Annotated in this window: 14 protein-coding genes, 1 pseudogene and 1 riboswitch; of the genes and pseudogenes, 9 read left to right on the forward strand and 6 right to left on the reverse strand. The window is 46.0% G+C overall.

Annotated features, from left to right (window positions below):
• Positions 1 to 5: 5 nt before the first annotated feature.
• A pseudogene (locus R7D93_RS02710) lies at positions 6 to 929 on the forward strand (LysR substrate-binding domain-containing protein).
• Here the strand turns inward: R7D93_RS02710 and R7D93_RS02715 are convergent.
• Entirely contained in the window at positions 926 to 1,216 is a 291-nt protein-coding gene (locus tag R7D93_RS02715) for a putative quinol monooxygenase (RefSeq protein ID WP_213893251.1), read from the reverse strand. The pseudogene R7D93_RS02710 and the gene R7D93_RS02715 overlap by 4 nt on opposite strands.
• Before the next feature lie 69 nt (positions 1,217 to 1,285).
• Positions 1,286 to 1,939 (reverse strand): oxygen-insensitive NAD(P)H-dependent nitroreductase NfsB, encoded by a 654-nt coding sequence (locus R7D93_RS02720; protein WP_053808262.1) that lies wholly within the window; start codon positions 1,937 to 1,939, stop codon positions 1,286 to 1,288.
• 167 nt (positions 1,940 to 2,106) lie between these two features.
• Between R7D93_RS02720 and R7D93_RS02725 the strand changes: the two genes are divergently transcribed.
• The gene (locus tag R7D93_RS02725) at positions 2,107 to 3,570 is read left to right on the forward strand and encodes a helix-turn-helix transcriptional regulator (protein WP_213893250.1); all 1,464 of its coding nucleotides are present in this window, start codon (positions 2,107 to 2,109) and stop codon (positions 3,568 to 3,570) included.
• A gap of 129 nt (positions 3,571 to 3,699) precedes the next feature.
• Positions 3,700 to 6,357 carry an alpha-amylase family glycosyl hydrolase gene (locus tag R7D93_RS02730; protein ID WP_213893249.1) on the forward strand — a complete coding sequence of 886 codons (2,658 nt, stop codon included), beginning with the start codon at positions 3,700 to 3,702 and terminating at the stop codon, positions 6,355 to 6,357.
• Between the two features lie 84 nt (positions 6,358 to 6,441).
• Here the strand turns inward: R7D93_RS02730 and R7D93_RS02735 are convergent, their stop codons facing one another.
• Positions 6,442 to 7,599, reverse strand: a complete 1,158-nt coding sequence (locus tag R7D93_RS02735) for a D-alanyl-D-alanine carboxypeptidase family protein (protein WP_213893248.1) — start codon at positions 7,597 to 7,599, stop codon at positions 6,442 to 6,444.
• 210 nt (positions 7,600 to 7,809) lie between these two features.
• Between R7D93_RS02735 and R7D93_RS02740 the strand changes: the two genes are divergently transcribed.
• Together R7D93_RS02740 and R7D93_RS02745 are read left to right on the forward strand one after the other, a co-directional pair.
• Entirely contained in the window at positions 7,810 to 9,105 is a 1,296-nt protein-coding gene (locus tag R7D93_RS02740) for an alpha/beta fold hydrolase (protein ID WP_225495678.1), read from the forward strand.
• A 455-nt stretch (positions 9,106 to 9,560) separates the two neighbouring features.
• A complete protein-coding gene (locus tag R7D93_RS02745; RefSeq protein WP_213893246.1) occupies positions 9,561 to 10,541 on the forward strand; it encodes a rhodanese-related sulfurtransferase in 981 nt (326 codons plus the stop codon).
• Between the two features lie 68 nt (positions 10,542 to 10,609).
• On the opposite strand, the gene R7D93_RS02750 is transcribed toward R7D93_RS02745, so the two are convergent.
• Positions 10,610 to 10,915 carry a DUF6482 family protein gene (locus R7D93_RS02750; RefSeq protein WP_017634442.1) on the reverse strand — a complete coding sequence of 102 codons (306 nt, stop codon included), beginning with the start codon at positions 10,913 to 10,915 and terminating at the stop codon, positions 10,610 to 10,612.
• A gap of 108 nt (positions 10,916 to 11,023) precedes the next feature.
• On the opposite strand from R7D93_RS02750, the gene R7D93_RS02755 reads away from it, so the two are divergent.
• The 3 genes from R7D93_RS02755 (at position 11,024) to gbpA (ending at position 15,019) form a co-directional block, all read left to right on the forward strand.
• Entirely contained in the window at positions 11,024 to 12,505 is a 1,482-nt protein-coding gene (locus R7D93_RS02755; protein ID WP_213893245.1) for a cryptochrome/deoxyribodipyrimidine photo-lyase family protein, read from the forward strand.
• Positions 12,506 to 12,583: 78 nt separating this feature from the next.
• Positions 12,584 to 13,084, forward strand: a complete 501-nt coding sequence (locus tag R7D93_RS02760; protein WP_005384595.1) for a fasciclin domain-containing protein — start codon at positions 12,584 to 12,586, stop codon at positions 13,082 to 13,084.
• A gap of 272 nt (positions 13,085 to 13,356) precedes the next feature.
• Positions 13,357 to 13,457: riboswitch (cyclic di-GMP riboswitch) on the forward strand.
• Positions 13,458 to 13,555: 98 nt separating this feature from the next.
• Complete coding sequence (gene gbpA, locus R7D93_RS02765) at positions 13,556 to 15,019, forward strand: N-acetylglucosamine-binding protein GbpA (protein ID WP_213893244.1); 1,464 nt, start codon at positions 13,556 to 13,558, stop codon at positions 15,017 to 15,019.
• Between the two features lie 53 nt (positions 15,020 to 15,072).
• On the opposite strand, the gene R7D93_RS02770 is transcribed toward gbpA, so the two are convergent.
• A complete protein-coding gene (locus tag R7D93_RS02770; RefSeq protein ID WP_225495680.1) occupies positions 15,073 to 15,945 on the reverse strand; it encodes a patatin family protein in 873 nt (290 codons plus the stop codon).
• 190 nt (positions 15,946 to 16,135) lie between these two features.
• On the reverse strand, positions 16,136 to 16,777 hold the full coding sequence (locus R7D93_RS02775) for a MarC family protein (protein WP_005374889.1): 642 nt from the start codon (positions 16,775 to 16,777) through the stop codon (positions 16,136 to 16,138).
• A gap of 194 nt (positions 16,778 to 16,971) precedes the next feature.
• Between R7D93_RS02775 and nfsA the strand changes: the two genes are divergently transcribed.
• Positions 16,972 to 17,694, forward strand: a complete 723-nt coding sequence (gene nfsA / locus R7D93_RS02780; protein WP_005384597.1) for an oxygen-insensitive NADPH nitroreductase — start codon at positions 16,972 to 16,974, stop codon at positions 17,692 to 17,694.
• Positions 17,695 to 17,752 lie beyond the last annotated feature (58 nt).

The following is a 17,752-nucleotide window of genomic DNA, read 5'->3' on the forward strand; positions in this document are numbered from 1 at the left end:
TCACGATGAAAGCCCTCAACGACCTCAATATTTTTGTCGAAACAGCGCGCCAAGGCAGCTTTTCAAAAGCCGCTAACAGCATGGACATGACACCAGCCGCCATTAGCGCATCGATTAAGCGTCTTGAAGGGCAAATCGGTTTCCCGTTGTTTGTGCGTTCCACCCGAAGCCTGCGTTTAACCTCAGAGGGCGAACTGTTTTTAGACAAAACCACGCAAGCGTTGGCAACATTGCAAGAGGGGTTGGATCAGATCTCAAGTGCGCGCGGGGAGTTGTCTGGTCAGCTGCACATTACTGCACCCTCCGATTTTGGTCGCAATATGTTGCTCGATTGGGTGGATGAGTTCATCGATCTCTACCCAAATGTTTCCATTAAACTAGAGCTGTCCGATAGCTTGACGGATATGTACACAAAGCCTGTCGATATTGCGATTCGCTACGGCGAGCCGGCCGACTCCAATCTGGTCGTATTGGCATTATGTGGGTCAAACGAACGGATATTATGTGCATCGCCAGAGTACGTAGCTACACATCCAGAACTCGCCTCTCCTGCCGATTTAACGCAACACAACTGCTTGTGCTACATGGTCGCGGATTCGGTCTACAACAAATGGACGCTCACGCGTGGCAGCGAGAAATAACAAATCGTGGTCAGCGGTAACTTGTTGAGCAACGATAGTGACTTGCCACACCGGTTAGCGATCAAAGGCAAAGGCATTGCGAATAAATCATTGATGGACATTAGCCGAGACTTAATCGAGGGAAGATTGGTACGAGTGTTACCAGAGTGGGATTGCGGCCCAGTGCCGCTCTACATGGTATGTGCCGATCGTCGATTATTGACGCCAACGATTCGGACTTTCCGCGACTTTATCCAACAAAAATGCTGCCAGCAACGCGCCAACGTGCTGGCAACCTTCTGTCATTAGGCGATAAATCGAAGAGGACGAATCTGGGTATATTCAACCCAATCATTCTCTTCCAATATTTCAAGAAACGTCGCCATATGCGGGCTTTGCAAATGCTTATCCAAGGCCTCTTGCGATGCCCAGATTTCTTGGAACATAAATAGGCCATCAACTTTTTCGTCGAGATACAACTCGTATTGGCAACAGCCTTCTTCTTTGCGAGTTGGCTCTAGTAAACCAGCAAGCAAATTCACCACCTGATCCTTACTATCTGGATAGGCTTTCACTTCTGCGACTAAGTGGATCATCGTTTTATCACTCTTTTGCGATTTATATATTGATTACAAGGTTCTACGTCACCTGCAAGTAAGCTCGAATTAGATCTCGGTGAATACGGTTTCTGCGTCCCAGCGAGACTTTGGCGTTTTCGCGTTGAAGTCATCTTCCGCGTGGTAGCCAAGCGGCACGATCACAACACTGGTATAACCTTTTTCACGCAAGCCAAATTCTTCATCCAGCACTTTTGGATCAAACCCTTCAATTGGTACTGCATCGATTTCTAACGTCGAAGCACCCAACAGCAACGTACCCACGTTGAGGTAAACTTGTTTCTCCATCCAATGGTTTGCATCTTTCAGATCAAAACGGTGCATGTTCACAAAGTAGCTACGACCACCGCGTACAGCCGCTTTCGCTTCTTCAGTTGGGAATCGGCCATCTTTTTCTTCTTGCGCCATTAGCGCTTCAATGTAGTCGTTATCAATGCCTGTTTTCGCACAAAACACCAATACGTGAGAAGCGTTGAGAATCTTCGCCGCGTTAAATGCGTAATTCTCTTGCGCCGCTTTAGCGATGCGCTGTTTGCCTTCTTCTGTGCTTGCCAGAATGAAATGCCAAGGCTGGGAGTTCACACTCGATGGACTAAAACGAATCAGCTCTTTAACTGCGTCGATTTTTTCTTGAGATAGCTTGCGCGTTGGGTCAAACACTTTCGTTGAGTAACGAGATTTTGCAGCTTGTACGATATCCATGAGGTTCTCCAATTAATGAATTTAAGCTGTGTAACAGCATAACCTCATGAGATAAAGGGAAAAACCGATTTCGATTAAAAACATTTTCAAAATAAATTTGAAAATAAAACGATAAGAAAGGCTTTGAGCGTTCTCACTGAACTTCTCCATCTTTTCGGCAATAATGCATGTTTGCTCGCAACCAAACTCAACTCATGCTGCCTCAAGATAACGTTATTACATCCTTTCTGTGCAAAAAGCTCGGTCACAATCACCTTCGAATTGCCGGCGAATATTGGCACATTGAGAAGTTGGTGGCCTTGCAATGCATGATGTTGAAAGAAGCGCCTAACCTCCAAGAAGGGCTGCTTTGGTGGAGTAAAAGTGTCTCATTATTCGACCGCCGCTTGTACGTCACATTGCAACATGATGATGCCCAAATCCATCTGCAAGTCGAATGTAGAACGGCCGATATGCCAAATTGGGCGGAGTCGGTGTTTGGCTTGCTCAAAATGCAGTTGGAAATGCTTGAGCTAAGCGAATCAATACAGGTACAAGTTCACGCCAACAATCCACTCGCGGCCGATATTTTTCTAGAGGAAACGCGAGATTCTAAAACGAGTTCAAGCGTGTTTGAACTGGTGAAACATGTTTATTTTCTGCTTTCTCACCAGCCAATTGAGCAACCCGAATTGCTGAGTGTTTTGAACGCCTTGTTCATCAAAAACAGTAATTACGCGCTCAAATTAGAGCAAGCGGCAAGGCAACTGGGCGTCTCCAAACGCACCTTGCAACGTCGACTGCAAGAAAAGCAAATGAGCTACTCTCAATGCGTTGATTTCGCGAAAAGAAAGCAAGCACTCACTTTGCTTGCCGACACCCAACTCACAACGCAGCAAATCGCCTATCAACTTGGTTACGAAGAACCATCGAACTTTCACCGCACTTTTCGTCGTTGGTATCCGTTTTCCCCCATGCAGTATCGCCAACAATGTTTGGATAACCGAACTCAACTAAATCAACAACCGATCCGCTTGTACTATGCCAAAGCCAATACCTTCGACGATAACCACATCGACCAACCTGTCGGCAAAATCTGGATGGAAGTGGACAATATTGCGTTTGAAAAAGTGGTCTCGGTAGAATGCCGTGACCGTGATGGCGCATGGCGGCGCTACCCCGCCTTCTTCGAGCGTTTTTTAAGTCATGGCACCGAACTCTGGGCAACGACTGAACTTCCGGTGGCGCATCCCCTGACCTTTCGCCTGTGTTATGAAGTCGATGGGGAGCGTTACATTGAGAATAACCACCAGCGTGATTATGTGGTTTCTAAGGGGCTTTTAATTGGCGCAACGGAATATATTGTCCCGACTCGGCAGCTGATTAATATCGGGGCGCAATACACGCTCTTTGTCGAACTGGCATGCCGACTTGAAAACGTTGTGAGGATTGACGGTTACGTCGATGATGACCCCACACCTCACGCAATGCGCTTAACCAAACACTCGCTACATTATGCTTGTTGGGTGCTACAATTATCGCTCACTCAAACTGCAAAGCAGTGCCGTTTCCGCCTTTATGATGAATCCGGCAACGAGCTCGCGAAAGAGCATTACCCGATACAATATCCTATTGTGCAACCGCTCAATTAAAACTGTCGGTCAGATCAAAATCGTCTCTTCGTGACATCATTTCACGTCTTTTTTGGCGTGAAATGACACTCTCAATTTCAAACCTTTGCTTTATCGTTTCTGCATTGCTGCATAACGGAGGCAAAAACTGTGTTTGAAACTCTACCTAACCCAATGAATAAAATAAAAATACTTCCTTTAGCGATCGCTCTTGCTCTTTCTGGCTGTGGAAGCGACGAAACCACACCAGTCGATACAGGCAGCCACGTGGCATCTCCTGATTGGCAAGATCAAATCATTTACTTCCTGATGATCGACCGTTTTAACGACGGCGACAGCGCTCTCAATGATCAAGGGCAAAACGAATTCGATCCGACGTCGGATAAAAAATTCAGCGGCGGCGACCTCGTTGGTGTGAGCGATAAGTTAAGCTACATCGAAGATCTCGGTGCCACATCGATCTGGATTACTCCGCCAGTTGCTAACCAATGGTGGGATGCAGAGCAAAACTACGGCGGCTACCACGGGTACTGGGCGCGCGATTTCCAAAAAGTGGATGAACACTTTGGTGACATGGAAAGCTACCAAGCGTTAGCACGCGAAGTGCATGCGCGTAACATGTTCTTAATTCAGGACATCGTGACCAACCATGTAGGCAACTTCTTCACCTACGATGATCCTTACAGTTATGATCCAAGCCTACCTTGCCAAGGCTTCCGTTTGATAAAAAATGCGCTACCCGCCGGGCAAGAACTGCCATACCCGCTCAACATGAACGAGTGTAAAACAGACGGCACAGGTAGTTACCACTGGACGCCAACCATCACCGACCACAACGATCTGGTACAAGAAAAAACCTGGCAACTCTCTGATTTGGATGACCTTAATACGTCCGATCCTGAAGTACGCGCTTATCTAAAAGAGAGCTACCGAAAATGGATTCGCGAAGTCGGCGTCGACGGATTCCGTATCGATACGGTGAAGTTTGTTGAACATGATTTCTGGAATGACTTCCTACACGCCGACGATGGTGTGATGACGCAAGCGGTTGATACCGGTCGTGACAACTTCCTCACTTTTGGTGAAGTATTCGAAACATCGACGCCATACCACACCGAAGGCGAAGAGAAGATGCTGACTTACATCGGTGAAAATGGCTCACCGAAACAGCTAACCTCGGTACTGAACTTCCCATTGCAAGCGACCATGACGCGCGTATTTGCAGCAGGGCAACCGACCGACTATTTACGTTTCCGTCTTGAGAAAATGATGGAGATGTTCCCGAATCCATACATCATGCCGAACTTCATTGATAACCACGACATGCCGCGCTTTCTGTCGCAAGGTAGCGTGAATGACATGAAACAAGCATTGATCACCATGATGAGCGTACCGGGTATTCCTGTGATTTACCAAGGTACAGAACAGGCGATGTCAGCGGCGCGCGATGCTATGTTCGCCGGAGGGTACCGTGAAGATGGCAACTACGTAGACTCGTTCGACCAAAACAGTGAGATGTACTTGTTTATTCAAGAACTTGCCAAGCTACGCACTGAAAACAAAGTCATGACACGTGGCGAAATGAAGGTGATTGGCAGCGACAAAGCGGGCGCGGGCGTGTTCGCCTTTACCCGAACGTTGGATACCGACGAAGTCTTGGTGGTCATGAACACATCCAACTCGCCGATGTTGATGAACCAACTCGATGTAGAGCAAGCGGGCGGTACCGTCTTCAAACAGCAAATCATGTCGAACTGGGCAGACGCTCCAGAGCAGTTAGTCGCCGATGAAAACGGTCATGTAACCCTAGAGCTACCAGCCAAGTCTGCAGTGATTTACTCAAAAACAAGCAGCAATCAATCTGTAGATACGCCAGACCTCAACATCCAACTAGCGCAAGATTGGGAAGGAAAAACCATCACTGGTGATATTGTTATCGCGGGTAGTGCGAACGCCAACGAGAAGTTGAACCTTGTCGTCGATGGTAACTTGGAAACAGCACAAACCATTACTGTAGGCGCTGATGGTCAGTTTAGCGTCACGCTGTCGACTCGTCACTTTGCAATTGGCGAACAGCAACACCGCTTCGCGATTTACTCCACCGAGAAAAAAGCAGGCATCGAGGACGTGAATTTTGTCTCCAACCTAAGCTGGTCAAACACACCGGATGACACCATTGATGATGCAGGCGATGCACAAGACGGCATGGGCGGCCCTAATGGTAACTACTCGCTACCAACTGATCCAACGTTCGACAAAGACAACAGCCAACTCGCAATCAATAAAGCAGAAGTGTTTACCGTTGGCAGTAACGTACGTTTGACCTTCACTATGGACAAAATCACCGACACTTGGTTACCACCAAACGGCTTCGACCACGTAGGTTTCACCATCTTCATTGATTTACCTGAAGAAGCCGCAACCAACTTGTCTGAGCTACCGAAGATCAACGCTTCTATGCCAAGCGGAACCTGGAGTCGCAATGCGGTTGTTTTTGGCTGGCAAAGCTCGATTTACAACACCAAAGGAGCAAATGCGACGACATGGGGAGAAGCCGTAACGCCAGCACCAATGGTCACGGTAGACAAAGCCAACAACACCATTTCGATGGACTTTGCTAGCGATGCACTAGGCCGCCCAGATTCGCTCGATGGTATCCGCTTCTATGTCACGACTTGGGACTTAGACGGCCTTTCGGCAACTTACCGTCCGCTAGAACAAGACAAAGGCCCTTGGAACTTCTCCGGTGGCGCATCGGATGAAAGTAAGATTTGGGACGATTTACCAATCATCACCTTGTCGGAATAAACCGTTAAAAAAGACACCGCCCAGCGTTTAGCTGGGCGGCCATCAACAAAAGAATGCAGAAAGACACTTCTGCTCGTTTTTATTCTAGTTAAAGAACGATTTCACCCACAGCACCAGACTGTCCCAAAGCTGACCGAACCACGAGCCCTCTTCTACCGCTTGGCTGCTGACCAAGGGATAACTCGCCACGGTACTGTCATCGCTTTTCCAAACGACCTTACCAATCTCATCTCCTTGCGCGATCGGCGCAATCAACGGTTCATTTAACACCACACTCTTATCAAGCCCAGCCGTCATTGAACGAGGTAGAGTGAGATAGGCATCTTTAGCAAAGAGCGCTTCAACTTGATTAGCATTTCCCTTCCAAACGCGAACTTTAGACTCAACTTCCCCCTGTTTAGCAACTTGCTTGGTGTCATAAAAGCGAAAACCATAGCTGAGTAGATTCTTCGATTGGCTGATCCTAGCCTGTTTACTTGGCGTACCCATCACCACCGAGATAAGGCGCATTCTTCCTTCTTTGGCCGAGCTCACCAAGCTGTATCCGGCATTGCTGGTGTAGCCGGTTTTGCCCCCGTCGACATCAATGGAATTATCCCATAACAACTTATTGCGGTTGTACTGCGTAATGTCGTTCCACTTGAAGACTTTCTCACTGTATAGCGCGTACACATCAGGAACATCGCTGATGATCGACTGCATGAGTTTTGCCATATCGGTTGGTGAGGTTTGGATGCCATCACTATCAAGACCATGGGAGTTCACAAAATAGGTGTCTTGCAGTCCTAATTTCTCCGCCCAACCATTCATCAAGGCAACAAAGCCGCGTTCACTGCCTGCAACATGCTCAGCCAGTGCAACGCACGCGTCATTTCCTGATTGGATGATCACGCCGCGCATTAAGTTCGCAACACTAATTTCATCTTTCGGTTTGATGAACATTTTAGAAGAACCGGGAAACTTGGCCGACCACGCGTTTTCGCTCACGGTGACAACATCATCCCATTTCAAACGCCCCGCTTTGATTTCTTGTCCAACTACATAAGCGGTCATCAACTTGGTTAAACTCGCCGGAGCAAGGCCTGCTCGCCCGTTATACTCGGCAATAATGGCACCGGATTGAAAGTCCATTAATACGTAGCCTTTTGCCTGTAACTGAGGTGGGTTGGGCGTAACAACGGCAAAAGTAGGTACGCTTATTAAACAAGTCACAATTGTCCATCGAGCCAGTGACACTTTCATCCGACTTCCTCCATGCTCTTACTTTGTCGCAACTCTATTGAGCATAGCTCACTCAACCAGTTGCACCAGTCGCTAATCGTTTCATTTTCTTGAACTTACATTGATTTGACCAAGGTATAGAACTGAAGAGGCGATTGGGAAATAGCATTGGTTCTTCATGCCATTCGCAGTAAAGTAGCGCTACCCCTCAATAAGGAAATAAAGATAACAATGAACGCTCAATCATTTATCGACGCAGGATTGCTTTACACTCCCCACAGTTTTACCGTTCCTCTGGATTACCAAGACGCGAGCAAAGGCACCATTGAAGTCTTCGCCCGTGCGGTTTGCCTAGTTGGCGATGAAGAATCGACCAAACCTTGGTTGGTTTACTTTCAGGGCGGGCCTGGCTTTCCCTCTCCGCGTCAAAACGGCAATAGCGGCTGGGTAAAACGCGCGCTGCAAGAGTACCGAGTTTTGCTTCTCGACCAGCGCGGTACGGGCAATAGTTCAGTGATTAATCACCAGACGCTTACTCACCTCACGCCAGAGCAACAAGCAGACTACTTGAGCCACTTCCGAGCGGATAACATCGTGCGCGACGCGGAGTACATTCGTAAGCAATTTGGCGTCGAAAAATGGGCGATCTTAGGTCAAAGCTTTGGTGGGTTTTGCTCCCTCACCTATTTGTCTTTGTTCCCAGACAGCTTGCTACAAAGCTACATCACAGGTGGCGTGCCATCAGTCTCGCGTCATGCCGACGATGTGTATGAAGCCACTTTCAAACGCACTATGGAGAAAAACCAAGCGTTCTTCCAACAATTTCCCAATGCACAGCAACTTTGCCAAAACATTGCGAATCACTTGCTAGAAAATGAAGAGTACCTACCAAATGGTCAACGCTTCACGGTGGAACAATTTCAACAAATCGGCATCAACTTTGGTGTGAGTGATACTTTCTTACCAACTTACTATTGGCTAGAAAGCGCGTTGATTGAAGTGGACGGCAAACCACAACTTCGCTATGAGTTCTTAAACGATATGTTGGCGCAGCAAAACTTCCAAACCAACCCGATCTACGCCATTTTGCATGAATCGATTTACTGCCAAGGCTTTGCGTCGAATTGGAGTGCGCACCGTGTTCGCCAAACCCGACCAGAGTTTAATTATGAACCTGGCCAGCCATTTTACTTTACGGGGGAAATGGTCTTCCCGTGGATGTTCGACCAATACGTCAACCTCAAACCACTAAAAGACGCCGCAGAAATATTGGCCGCGAAAGACGATTGGGCTGCGCTGTACGATCAAACTCAACTGGCTCAAAATAAAGTGCCTGTCAGTTGCGCCGTTTACGCCGATGATATGTTTGTTGAAATGGATATCAGCCGAGAGACGCTCGCGTTAATCCCAAATTCAAAAGCGTGGATCACCAACGAGTACGAGCACAACGGTTTGCGTGCCGACGGTGAACGCATTCTCGACAGGCTCATTGCCATGGGTAAACAGACCGCAGCTGCGTTGAAATAAGCAGGACAGACGTTAGAAATACGCCTTTTTAGTATTTGATGAAAAGGCGTTTATAGCGGTTTATGAACAATGGCGATCAGTCATTCACTCTTTGTCCCTAAACCTTTATCCCTCACCACCTCATGTATAAAACTGCGACATGTCCTTTCCTTGTCAATGACTCCGGTGATTACTTGGTGCTTCTTGCGCCTAACTTTTTTGAAGGGCCCAAAACAGCATAAATTTAAACCAAAAGTATCGGCTCCAACCTACCTAACCCACTATAATTAATGCTTATAATTTGAACACATAGCGGCTTCACCTGCGGACATGCACCCCCTATCAAAGACCGCCAGGCCCCGCCTACTCATAATATCCGTATAATTTGTCCGTATTTCCGACTAGTTTAGTCAGGTATACTTCGTGCCGCTAAAATTTTAAGGTCGTTGACCACCTGTATTTTTAAAGGAAACCTCATGAGTCAGTATGTAGTTTGTGCGCTGTACAAGTTTGTTGAGCTGAATAACTATCAAGAGCTACGCGAGCCATTACTTGCGTTGATGGAAAAACACCATATTCGCGGGACATTACTACTGGCAAGTGAAGGTATCAACGGTACTGTTGCATCTGAGCGTGCAGGTATTGATACGCTACTGGAGTGGCTAAACAACGAACCTCGTTTGACTGGCACCGTATACAAAGAGTCGTATTCTGAGACCCAGCCATTCAATCGCACCAAAGTGAAACTGAAAAAAGAGATCGTAACATTAGGTGTTGAAGGTATAGACCCTCGCCACGTAGTGGGTACTTACGTGAAACCTCAAGAGTGGAACGATCTTATTGCTGATCCTGAAGTGTTTGTTGTCGATACACGTAATGATTACGAAATCGAGATCGGGACATTCAAAGGCGCTGTAAACCCAAATACTGAAACCTTTCGTGAATTCCCAGACTATGTAAAAGAAAACATGGACCCGGCAAAACACAAGAAAGTTGCGATGTTCTGTACCGGTGGTATCCGCTGCGAAAAATCAACGGCTTACATGAAAGAACAGGGCTTTGATGAGGTCTACCACCTAGAAGGAGGCATTCTTAAATATCTTGAAGAAGTTCCTCAAGAAGAGAGCATGTGGGAAGGCGATTGTTACGTATTTGACGGTCGTGTTGCCGTGAACCACCAGCTAGAAAAAGCAGATTACGATTTATGTAACGCTTGTCGTCTACCGATCACTGAAGAAGACAAACAGTCAGAATTGTTCGAGCAAGGCGTGAGCTGTCCAAAATGTCACGGCACACACTCAGAAGAACAAATTGCTCGATTCCGCGAGCGTGAAAAACAAATTGTTCTTGCAGAGCAGCGAGGCGAGCAGCATGTTGGTGGTGAAAGTGCCAAGCAAAGAGAAGCCCGACGTGCCGCTAAGTACGCGCAAAAAGAAGCGCAGCGTAAACAAGACTAAGCCCAACTCTCCTTATATTTAGCGAGCTGCCGTAAGGTGGCTCGCTTTTACTGCGCACCAATACTCTTTCAATACAATTTTGTATCCCTCACCAATACCTCTAGTTGATTGTCTCTTTTGCCTTCGGGTAGCCCCACCATTTCATCATAAGCACTTTGATGCACTAGAACCTGCTTATTTGCTTTGATATTCCTGCACTTCTTTTGCATCTCGATCAGGGAATGAGCCCTCAAAAAGATACCGTTGTCATCAGTGATAAATTGCGCTTCTCCATCAATCACGACAGATGCCTGGTACAATGCGAGATCAAGCGAATGAATGACCAATTTGTCTACATAGAAGTATTTTTGTAACTTACTCAATGCTATTGCCATGTGTCACCTCCCTAAAAGTTACCTCTACGTTTTGTGGAATAAAACCGATCATTGGATGAGATTTCTTCGGTTTACTTGCGTACAACATCGGAAACAAAGAGGATTCCGATGCAAACAATCAATGTCGTGTGGTTAAAGCGAGATTTAAGGCTGACTGACCATCAACCACTAACTCAAGCATTATCAACAAAGCACCCAACTGTGCTTTTGTATATTGTTGAACCATTGCTATTGAACAACCCACACTATTCTGAGCGCCACTGGCGATTTGTTTGGCAATCACTGCAAGACATGGATGAGACGCTCAAAGCATATGGGCATCGAATCACGGTGCTGTTTGACGATGCCTTAGCATGTTTTCAATCAATTCAAACGCAATATCAAATCAACGCTGTTTTTTCTCACCAAGAAATAGGACTCAACTGCACCTTTGAGCGCGACAAACAAGTTGCCGCTTGGCTATATAAGCAGAACATCGACTGGTTTGAGTTCGAACACGGTGCTGTTATCAGAGGTGCAAAAAACCGGCAAGGTTGGGACAAACATTGGGACTCTGTCATGAGAGCCTCAATAAGCCCTATTGAGCTCCAAACCGACTTATTGCATTCATTGGATGCAGAAGCTCTCGGCTGTTCGTTTTCGCCACCATCATCCTGGCTATCAAAATGCAAAGGAATGCAAACGGGAGGAAGCCGGCTCGCTTGGAAAACACTAGAGGATTTTTTTCATCGTCGAGGTCGTGATTACTATCGAAGCATTTCTAGTCCCACAGCCTCACGCACAGCCTGTACTCGACTTTCTCCATATCTCGCTTGGGGTAACATATCCTTGCGTGAAGTTTATCAATACCTTTTGAAACACTGGCAAGTCGCTGGGTTTCGTCGCAGCTTAATTGCATTGTCTTCACGGCTTCATTGGCACTGTCACTTCATCCAAAAATTCGAATCGGAATACGACATGGAGTTTTACTGCGTTAATCGGGCTTACGAACCATTGATTAGACAAAGTAGTACTTTCGATGAAGAAAAGTTAGCAGCATGGAAATCCGGGCATACTGGCGTACCTTTGATTGATGCCTGCATGCGCTGTTTGCACCACACTGGTTACATTAACTTTCGCATGCGTGCCATGCTGGTTAGCTTTCTTACTCACCACATGAACATGAATTGGCGAGTAGGTGTAACGCATTTAGCGCAACTGTTTCTCGACTTTGAGCCCGGAATTCATTACCCACAATTCCAAATGCAAGCAGGAGTAACCGGGACTAACACAATCCGTATTTATAATCCGATCAAGCAAGCCCAAGAACATGATCCTAACGGTACGTTCATCTACAAGTGGGTACCTGAGTTACAAATGGTTCCTCCCCCTCTTTTATTCGAGCCCTGGACAATGACCCAAATGGAAGCTGTCATGTATCAATTGCAGCCAGATAGCCGTTACCTTGCACCTATTATCGCACCAGACAACGCAGCTAAGGCAGCAAGAGAGCGCTTATGGACGTGGCGGAAACGAGCCGATGTGAAACAAGAAGGCAGACGAATTCTTGCGCGACATGTTAGACCCTCAAAAGAAAGTAGGACGCGATGATCATCTTTCAATGACAATGCGTACAAATGCAAACACTCCAGGGAACCCGTTGTACCCTCAACTAGTAAGGAACACACTATGTTCAAACGTATCTTAGTTATCGCGGCTACACTGATGGCGACATTATCTTTTATGCTTCCCGTCAAGGCTCATGAGCATGGCATGATGAAAGCCGATATTGTCGACGTTGCCGCTGAAAACGGCTCTTTCAATACGCTTGTTGCTGCGGTGAAAGCAGCGGGCTTGGTTGACACTCTCAAAGGGGAAGGCCCATTTACTGTTTTTGCACCAACGGATGACGCTTTTGCAAAACTGCCAGACGGCACAGTCGACATGCTCTTAATGCCGGAAAATAAAGACAAGTTAGTATCTGTTTTGACTTATCACGTCGTCCCAGGGAAAGTGATGGCTGCCGATGTTGTTAAGCTAGACAAAGCGACTACGGTTCAGGGGCAAGATGTGATGATTAAAACCATGGGCGATAAAGTCATGGTTAACGATGCAAATGTCATTGCAACCGATGTGAAAGCTAAAAACGGTGTCATTCACGTGATTGACACTGTCATCATGCCGAAATAACACCATTCAGAGGGCGGTACACTCCGCCCTTTAGACAGAACTTCTTTCACCTTTAGCACGATTCCTCTTCACTTATCCCCAACAAACCTCCACTCATTCGTCATGGTTATAAAAAAGATAAAAACAAAATTAAAATCAATACCTTGCAAGACGATACTGCATAATATTGACGAGATTAAGATATCGTTATCTTTCAATTTGAGAACAGGATTCCATGTCAGTGACGTTTACTTTTCCACATGTAAATTCTTAAGCTAAATTTTGGCTGCTCAATCACATTTCGGCAAACCATTCGAAAGGGTGGGACGCAAAGCTTCCGGTCTGTCAGCATTTAAAAATCTAAAAGAATGCTCATGATAGCGGGGTTACCATGACGCAGTGTTACAGAAGTCCAATTTCTGTAGCGTTGCTTTATGCTCAGCATGCGCCGGGGTGTGACATTAGTTTGTCAGCCATAACAGAGGACATGTGATGAAATCATTTCCAACCAAATCCGTACTCGCGTTAGCACTTGCAAGCATTAGCTCAGGTGCTGCGGCTCACGGTTATGTATCAGAAACCAATGGTGGTGTCGCTGCAAGTCGCTCGGCACTATGTAAGTATCCAACGCCAGATACTAACGAAAAAAATAATAACTGCGGTGCGATTCAATATGAACCGCAAAGCGTTGAAGGCCCTGATGGCTTTCCCGAAACAGGGCCTCGCGATGGTAAAATAGCGAGTGCCGAAACCGCTTTAGCAGCTGCCCTTGATGAGCAAACTGCCGACCGTTGGGTAAAACGCCCTATTCAAGCAGGTACACAAACTTTTGAATGGACATTTACCGCTAACCACGTGACGCGCGACTGGAAATATTACATCACCAAGCCTGATTGGAACCCAAACGCTTCACTATCACGAGACTCTTTTGATCTAACTCCTTTCTGTGTCGTCGACGGCAATATGGTTCAACCCCCGAAACAGGTAAGCCATCAATGTAATGTGCCTACTCGCGAGGGATACCATGTCATCCTGGCAGTATGGGATGTTGGCGACACTGCAGCCTCATTTTATAACGTGATCGATGTGAAATTTGATGGTGGCAGTCCCGTTATTCCAGATTGGAAGCAAGGCGGTCAAATTATTCCTACAATGGATTTAAATATTGGGGATTCGGTTTATACACGCGTATTTGATCAAGCAGGTGAAAACGTGGCGTATAGAACTGAACTAGAAATTACCGATGCTGCAATGGGCCAAGCGAAAAACTGGTCTTACGCACTCGCGACTAAGCTAAACCAAGAACAAGCAAAACTGCAAGCCGGGCAGTATGCAGAGGATAAATTCACTCCTGTTTATGGTACTAATCCGGTGTATCTGCAAGCAAATAGCGGCCTTGAGCGAGTAGAGATCGGCTATAACATTGAAACTCCTGTTCCAGAATACTCACTCACAGTAGATGGCTTAGCAGACGAGTATATCATTGAGTCAACACCGACAACGTTGGATCTGACACTAACTTCTGAAGGCGATTTAAATGCAGAACTCACCGTTTACAATCACCATCGCGAACCACTTGCAAGTTGGGCAAACGAAATGAAAGACGGCTCTGTAGAGGCGATATCGCTCGCTTTAAGTAAATCAGAGCCGGGTCACCATATGCTCGTGACACGTATTAAGGACAAAGATGGCAACTTGGTGGATCAGCAAACACTCGACTTTCACTTAAAAGAAGAGTCAGTTACTCCACCACCATCTGGTGAGTACGATTTTGTCTTCCCTGAAGGACTATCTAGCTACACTGCGGGCACAAAAGTGCTTGCCAGCGACGGGGGCATTTATCAATGTAAACCTTTCCCATACTCTGGTTACTGTATGCAGTGGAAAGAAAGCGCAAACCATTACGAGCCTGGAATAGGTTCACACTGGGAGATGGCTTGGGATAAAGTCAACTAAATCACCCTTTGAACGTTAAGTAAAAAGAGCCTCACTATGAGGCTCTTTTATAATCAAACGCAAAAATGACAGCTTTCCCGGTCTAAACCATGAACACCAGATAAACTAGTGAGATGCGCTCGCCCCTCAATCAGCCCCATTTTATACCCTTCTAGTAAAACGGATTGTCGCATTGATAAGCGCTGAACATGAAAATTATCTGGTGGGGCAATCACCCTAACATGTGTTCCTGGTGGAGGGTTACGAATAAACTCTAATGATTGATTATAGTTATCTGCACGTCTTAACATCGCATCCGCCATTTTGGGGTGCTCCGCAAACAGTTTCTTCATCAGCCATGTGGTCTTAACTGGCTTTTTGGCATAATTCAGCGGGTGAGAGAGTACTACAGTTATGTCGCGAGCCCCTCGACGATAAGCCTCACGCACTGGGATAGAATCAGCGACCCCACCATCGGTATAACAACCGCCAGAAAAACAAGGGGTATGCTTGTAGGCAATCGGTAATGCTGTTGTCGCTTCAATCGCATGGTGAAAATTATCACGTGTCACGCGATAGTAATCTGCCTGCCCTGTATCTACATTTGTTGTCGCTGCGAGAAAAGGAACGCCATTAAACAGTTTATTTTCATCGACGGGATACAAGCGATTAGATTCTTCAAACAACCACTTCACATCGATGAGGTCCCCACCTTTAACGAAGCGAGTCGGGTCAAAAAAGCGTTTGCTTGTGGCCAGCTTAGTAATGATGTTAATACTGCGATGCGGGTAGTCGGTCAAATACCCAATCAAATTTGATGCACCAGCAGATACACCGATTGCAAAATCAAACGGTTTATAACTCTGCTCTAAAAACGCATCTAACACTCCGCTTGCGAAGACGCCTCGCATCGCGCCACCTTCTACTACAATTGCTTTTGTTGCCATATTTCCCCCATTCTCCTTGCCAAAAGAGTAATGAAATTCGTGCAATCACAACAATTGAATATTCTTATTATTGAAATAGGTGAAGTCTATTTATTTCTCTCTTAGAAAATGAAAACTAAAGTTCAAAAAATCCGTACCCGTTAGAAATGTAATTGCGGGTTGAACCAAGGTGGCAATGCCTAAGAGAAATCTAGGAGAAAACCGTTTTATAGGCTTCGCCCGCGCCATCAATGAACATTTGAGTACCAATAACCGCTAGAATTAAGCCCATCATTTTCGTCACAACATTTAGAGCACTTGGCCCAACCGCTTTGACCAATTTGTCTCCAAACAAAAACAGTACATAGGTGATCACACAAAGGACAGCGAAAGAAACGATAGTAATAATGGTTTGATCGAAACCACCCGCTGTCGCAAAGTTCATCGCGGTAGCAATCGTTCCAGGCCCAGCTAATATTGGCATCGCCAGTGGAGACACTGCAATACTCAATGCAGCCCGTTGCTGAGCTGGTGAATACGCCTTCTCTTTGGTTTTCTGATGCGTCGAATCACCTTGAAGCATGTTAAAACCTATCAAAAACACCAAAATACCGCCTGTTATTCGCAATGCATAAAGCGTGATACCAAACAAATCAAAAATTAACTTACCGGCAATCGAAAATATCGCGATGATAATAAATGCAATAAAGACTGAGCGGAGCGCAATGGAACGGATGGTTTCTTTATCTTCATCAGCAGTTAAACTCAAAAAGATGGGAATATTGGCGATAGGGTTCATGATGGCAAAGAAGCCCATAAACACCGTAACTGTATGAACAATGAGTTCTTTCATATTTTCCACTGCATTTAAATTATTGATTCTAAAAACAGTATATACGCTCTCAAACAGAACGAGTGGTGTATTCTCGATTCGTCTTCACACTTATGCGTCAAGCATTGTTTTTCTTTTGAGATAGTTTACCGACTCATCAAATGTCGCTAAGGTGAGTCTTCAGCCTTTAACGTAACAGGGGATGTTAAGTCACCATGAACAGCACGATTCAAACAATTCTCAATCACCGCTCAATTCGAAAATTCACCTCACAACCGATTGAGAGCGAACAATTAGATGCCATTCTTCAAGCCGGCCTTGCGGCGTCCTCATCAAGCATGTTGCAAGTCGTTTCAATTATCCGCGTGACCGACAAAGAAAAACGTACGCTATTAGCTCAATATGCAGGAAATCAAGGGTACGTTGAAAGCGCGGCTGAGTTCTTGGTGTTTTGTATTGATTACCAGCGCCACGCCAGTATCAACCCAGATGTTCAAGCTGACTTTACCGAGTTAACGCTAATAGGCGCTGTAGACTCGGGCATCATGGCACAAAATTGCTTGCTAGCGGCGGAGTCGATGGGACTAGGAGGTGTGTATATTGGTGGTTTACGAAACAATGCCCAAAAAGTAGACGAATTATTAGGTTTACCTAAAAATACCGCCATTTTATTTGGTATGTGTCTTGGTCATCCAGATCAAGCCCCTGAAGTAAAACCTCGCCTACCTAAGCATGTCGTAGTGCATGAAAATCAGTATCAAGACCTAAACTTGGATGATATTCAGACGTATGACCAAACTATGCAAAACTACTATGCAAACCGTTCGAGCAATCAAAAACAGAGTACTTGGTCGCAAGAAGTCACCAGTAAACTGGCTGGCGAATCACGTCCGCACATCCTGCCTTACTTAAACAGAAAAGGGCTCACTAAAAGGTGATGACTACAATACGATAGGATCAAAAAAGGCCTCTGAAGAGGCCTTTAGAATTTATCAG

The sequence above is a fragment of the Vibrio sp. YT-15 genome, from assembly GCF_033337445.1.
Classification (GTDB): Bacteria; Pseudomonadota; Gammaproteobacteria; order Enterobacterales; family Vibrionaceae; genus Vibrio; species Vibrio alginolyticus.

Excerpts from the sequence above, each read along its gene's own strand:
- R7D93_RS02715 (WP_213893251.1), bottom strand. The coding sequence starts at position 1,216 with ATGATCCACTTAGTCGCAGAAGTGAAAGCCTATCCAGATAGTAAGGAT.
- R7D93_RS02720 (WP_053808262.1), bottom strand. The coding sequence starts at position 1,939 with ATGGATATCGTACAAGCTGCAAAATCTCGTTACTCAACGAAAGTGTTT.
- R7D93_RS02725 (WP_213893250.1), top strand. The coding sequence starts at position 2,107 with ATGTTTGCTCGCAACCAAACTCAACTCATGCTGCCTCAAGATAACGTT.
- R7D93_RS02735 (WP_213893248.1), bottom strand. The coding sequence starts at position 7,599 with ATGAAAGTGTCACTGGCTCGATGGACAATTGTGACTTGTTTAATAAGC.
- R7D93_RS02740 (WP_225495678.1), top strand. The coding sequence starts at position 7,810 with ATGAACGCTCAATCATTTATCGACGCAGGATTGCTTTACACTCCCCAC.
- R7D93_RS02745 (WP_213893246.1), top strand. The coding sequence starts at position 9,561 with ATGAGTCAGTATGTAGTTTGTGCGCTGTACAAGTTTGTTGAGCTGAAT.
- R7D93_RS02750 (WP_017634442.1), bottom strand. The coding sequence starts at position 10,915 with ATGGCAATAGCATTGAGTAAGTTACAAAAATACTTCTATGTAGACAAA.
- R7D93_RS02755 (WP_213893245.1), top strand. The coding sequence starts at position 11,024 with ATGCAAACAATCAATGTCGTGTGGTTAAAGCGAGATTTAAGGCTGACT.
- R7D93_RS02760 (WP_005384595.1), top strand. The coding sequence starts at position 12,584 with ATGTTCAAACGTATCTTAGTTATCGCGGCTACACTGATGGCGACATTA.
- gbpA (WP_213893244.1), top strand. The coding sequence starts at position 13,556 with ATGAAATCATTTCCAACCAAATCCGTACTCGCGTTAGCACTTGCAAGC.
- R7D93_RS02770 (WP_225495680.1), bottom strand. The coding sequence starts at position 15,945 with ATGGCAACAAAAGCAATTGTAGTAGAAGGTGGCGCGATGCGAGGCGTC.
- R7D93_RS02775 (WP_005374889.1), bottom strand. The coding sequence starts at position 16,777 with ATGAAAGAACTCATTGTTCATACAGTTACGGTGTTTATGGGCTTCTTT.
- nfsA (WP_005384597.1), top strand. The coding sequence starts at position 16,972 with ATGAACAGCACGATTCAAACAATTCTCAATCACCGCTCAATTCGAAAA.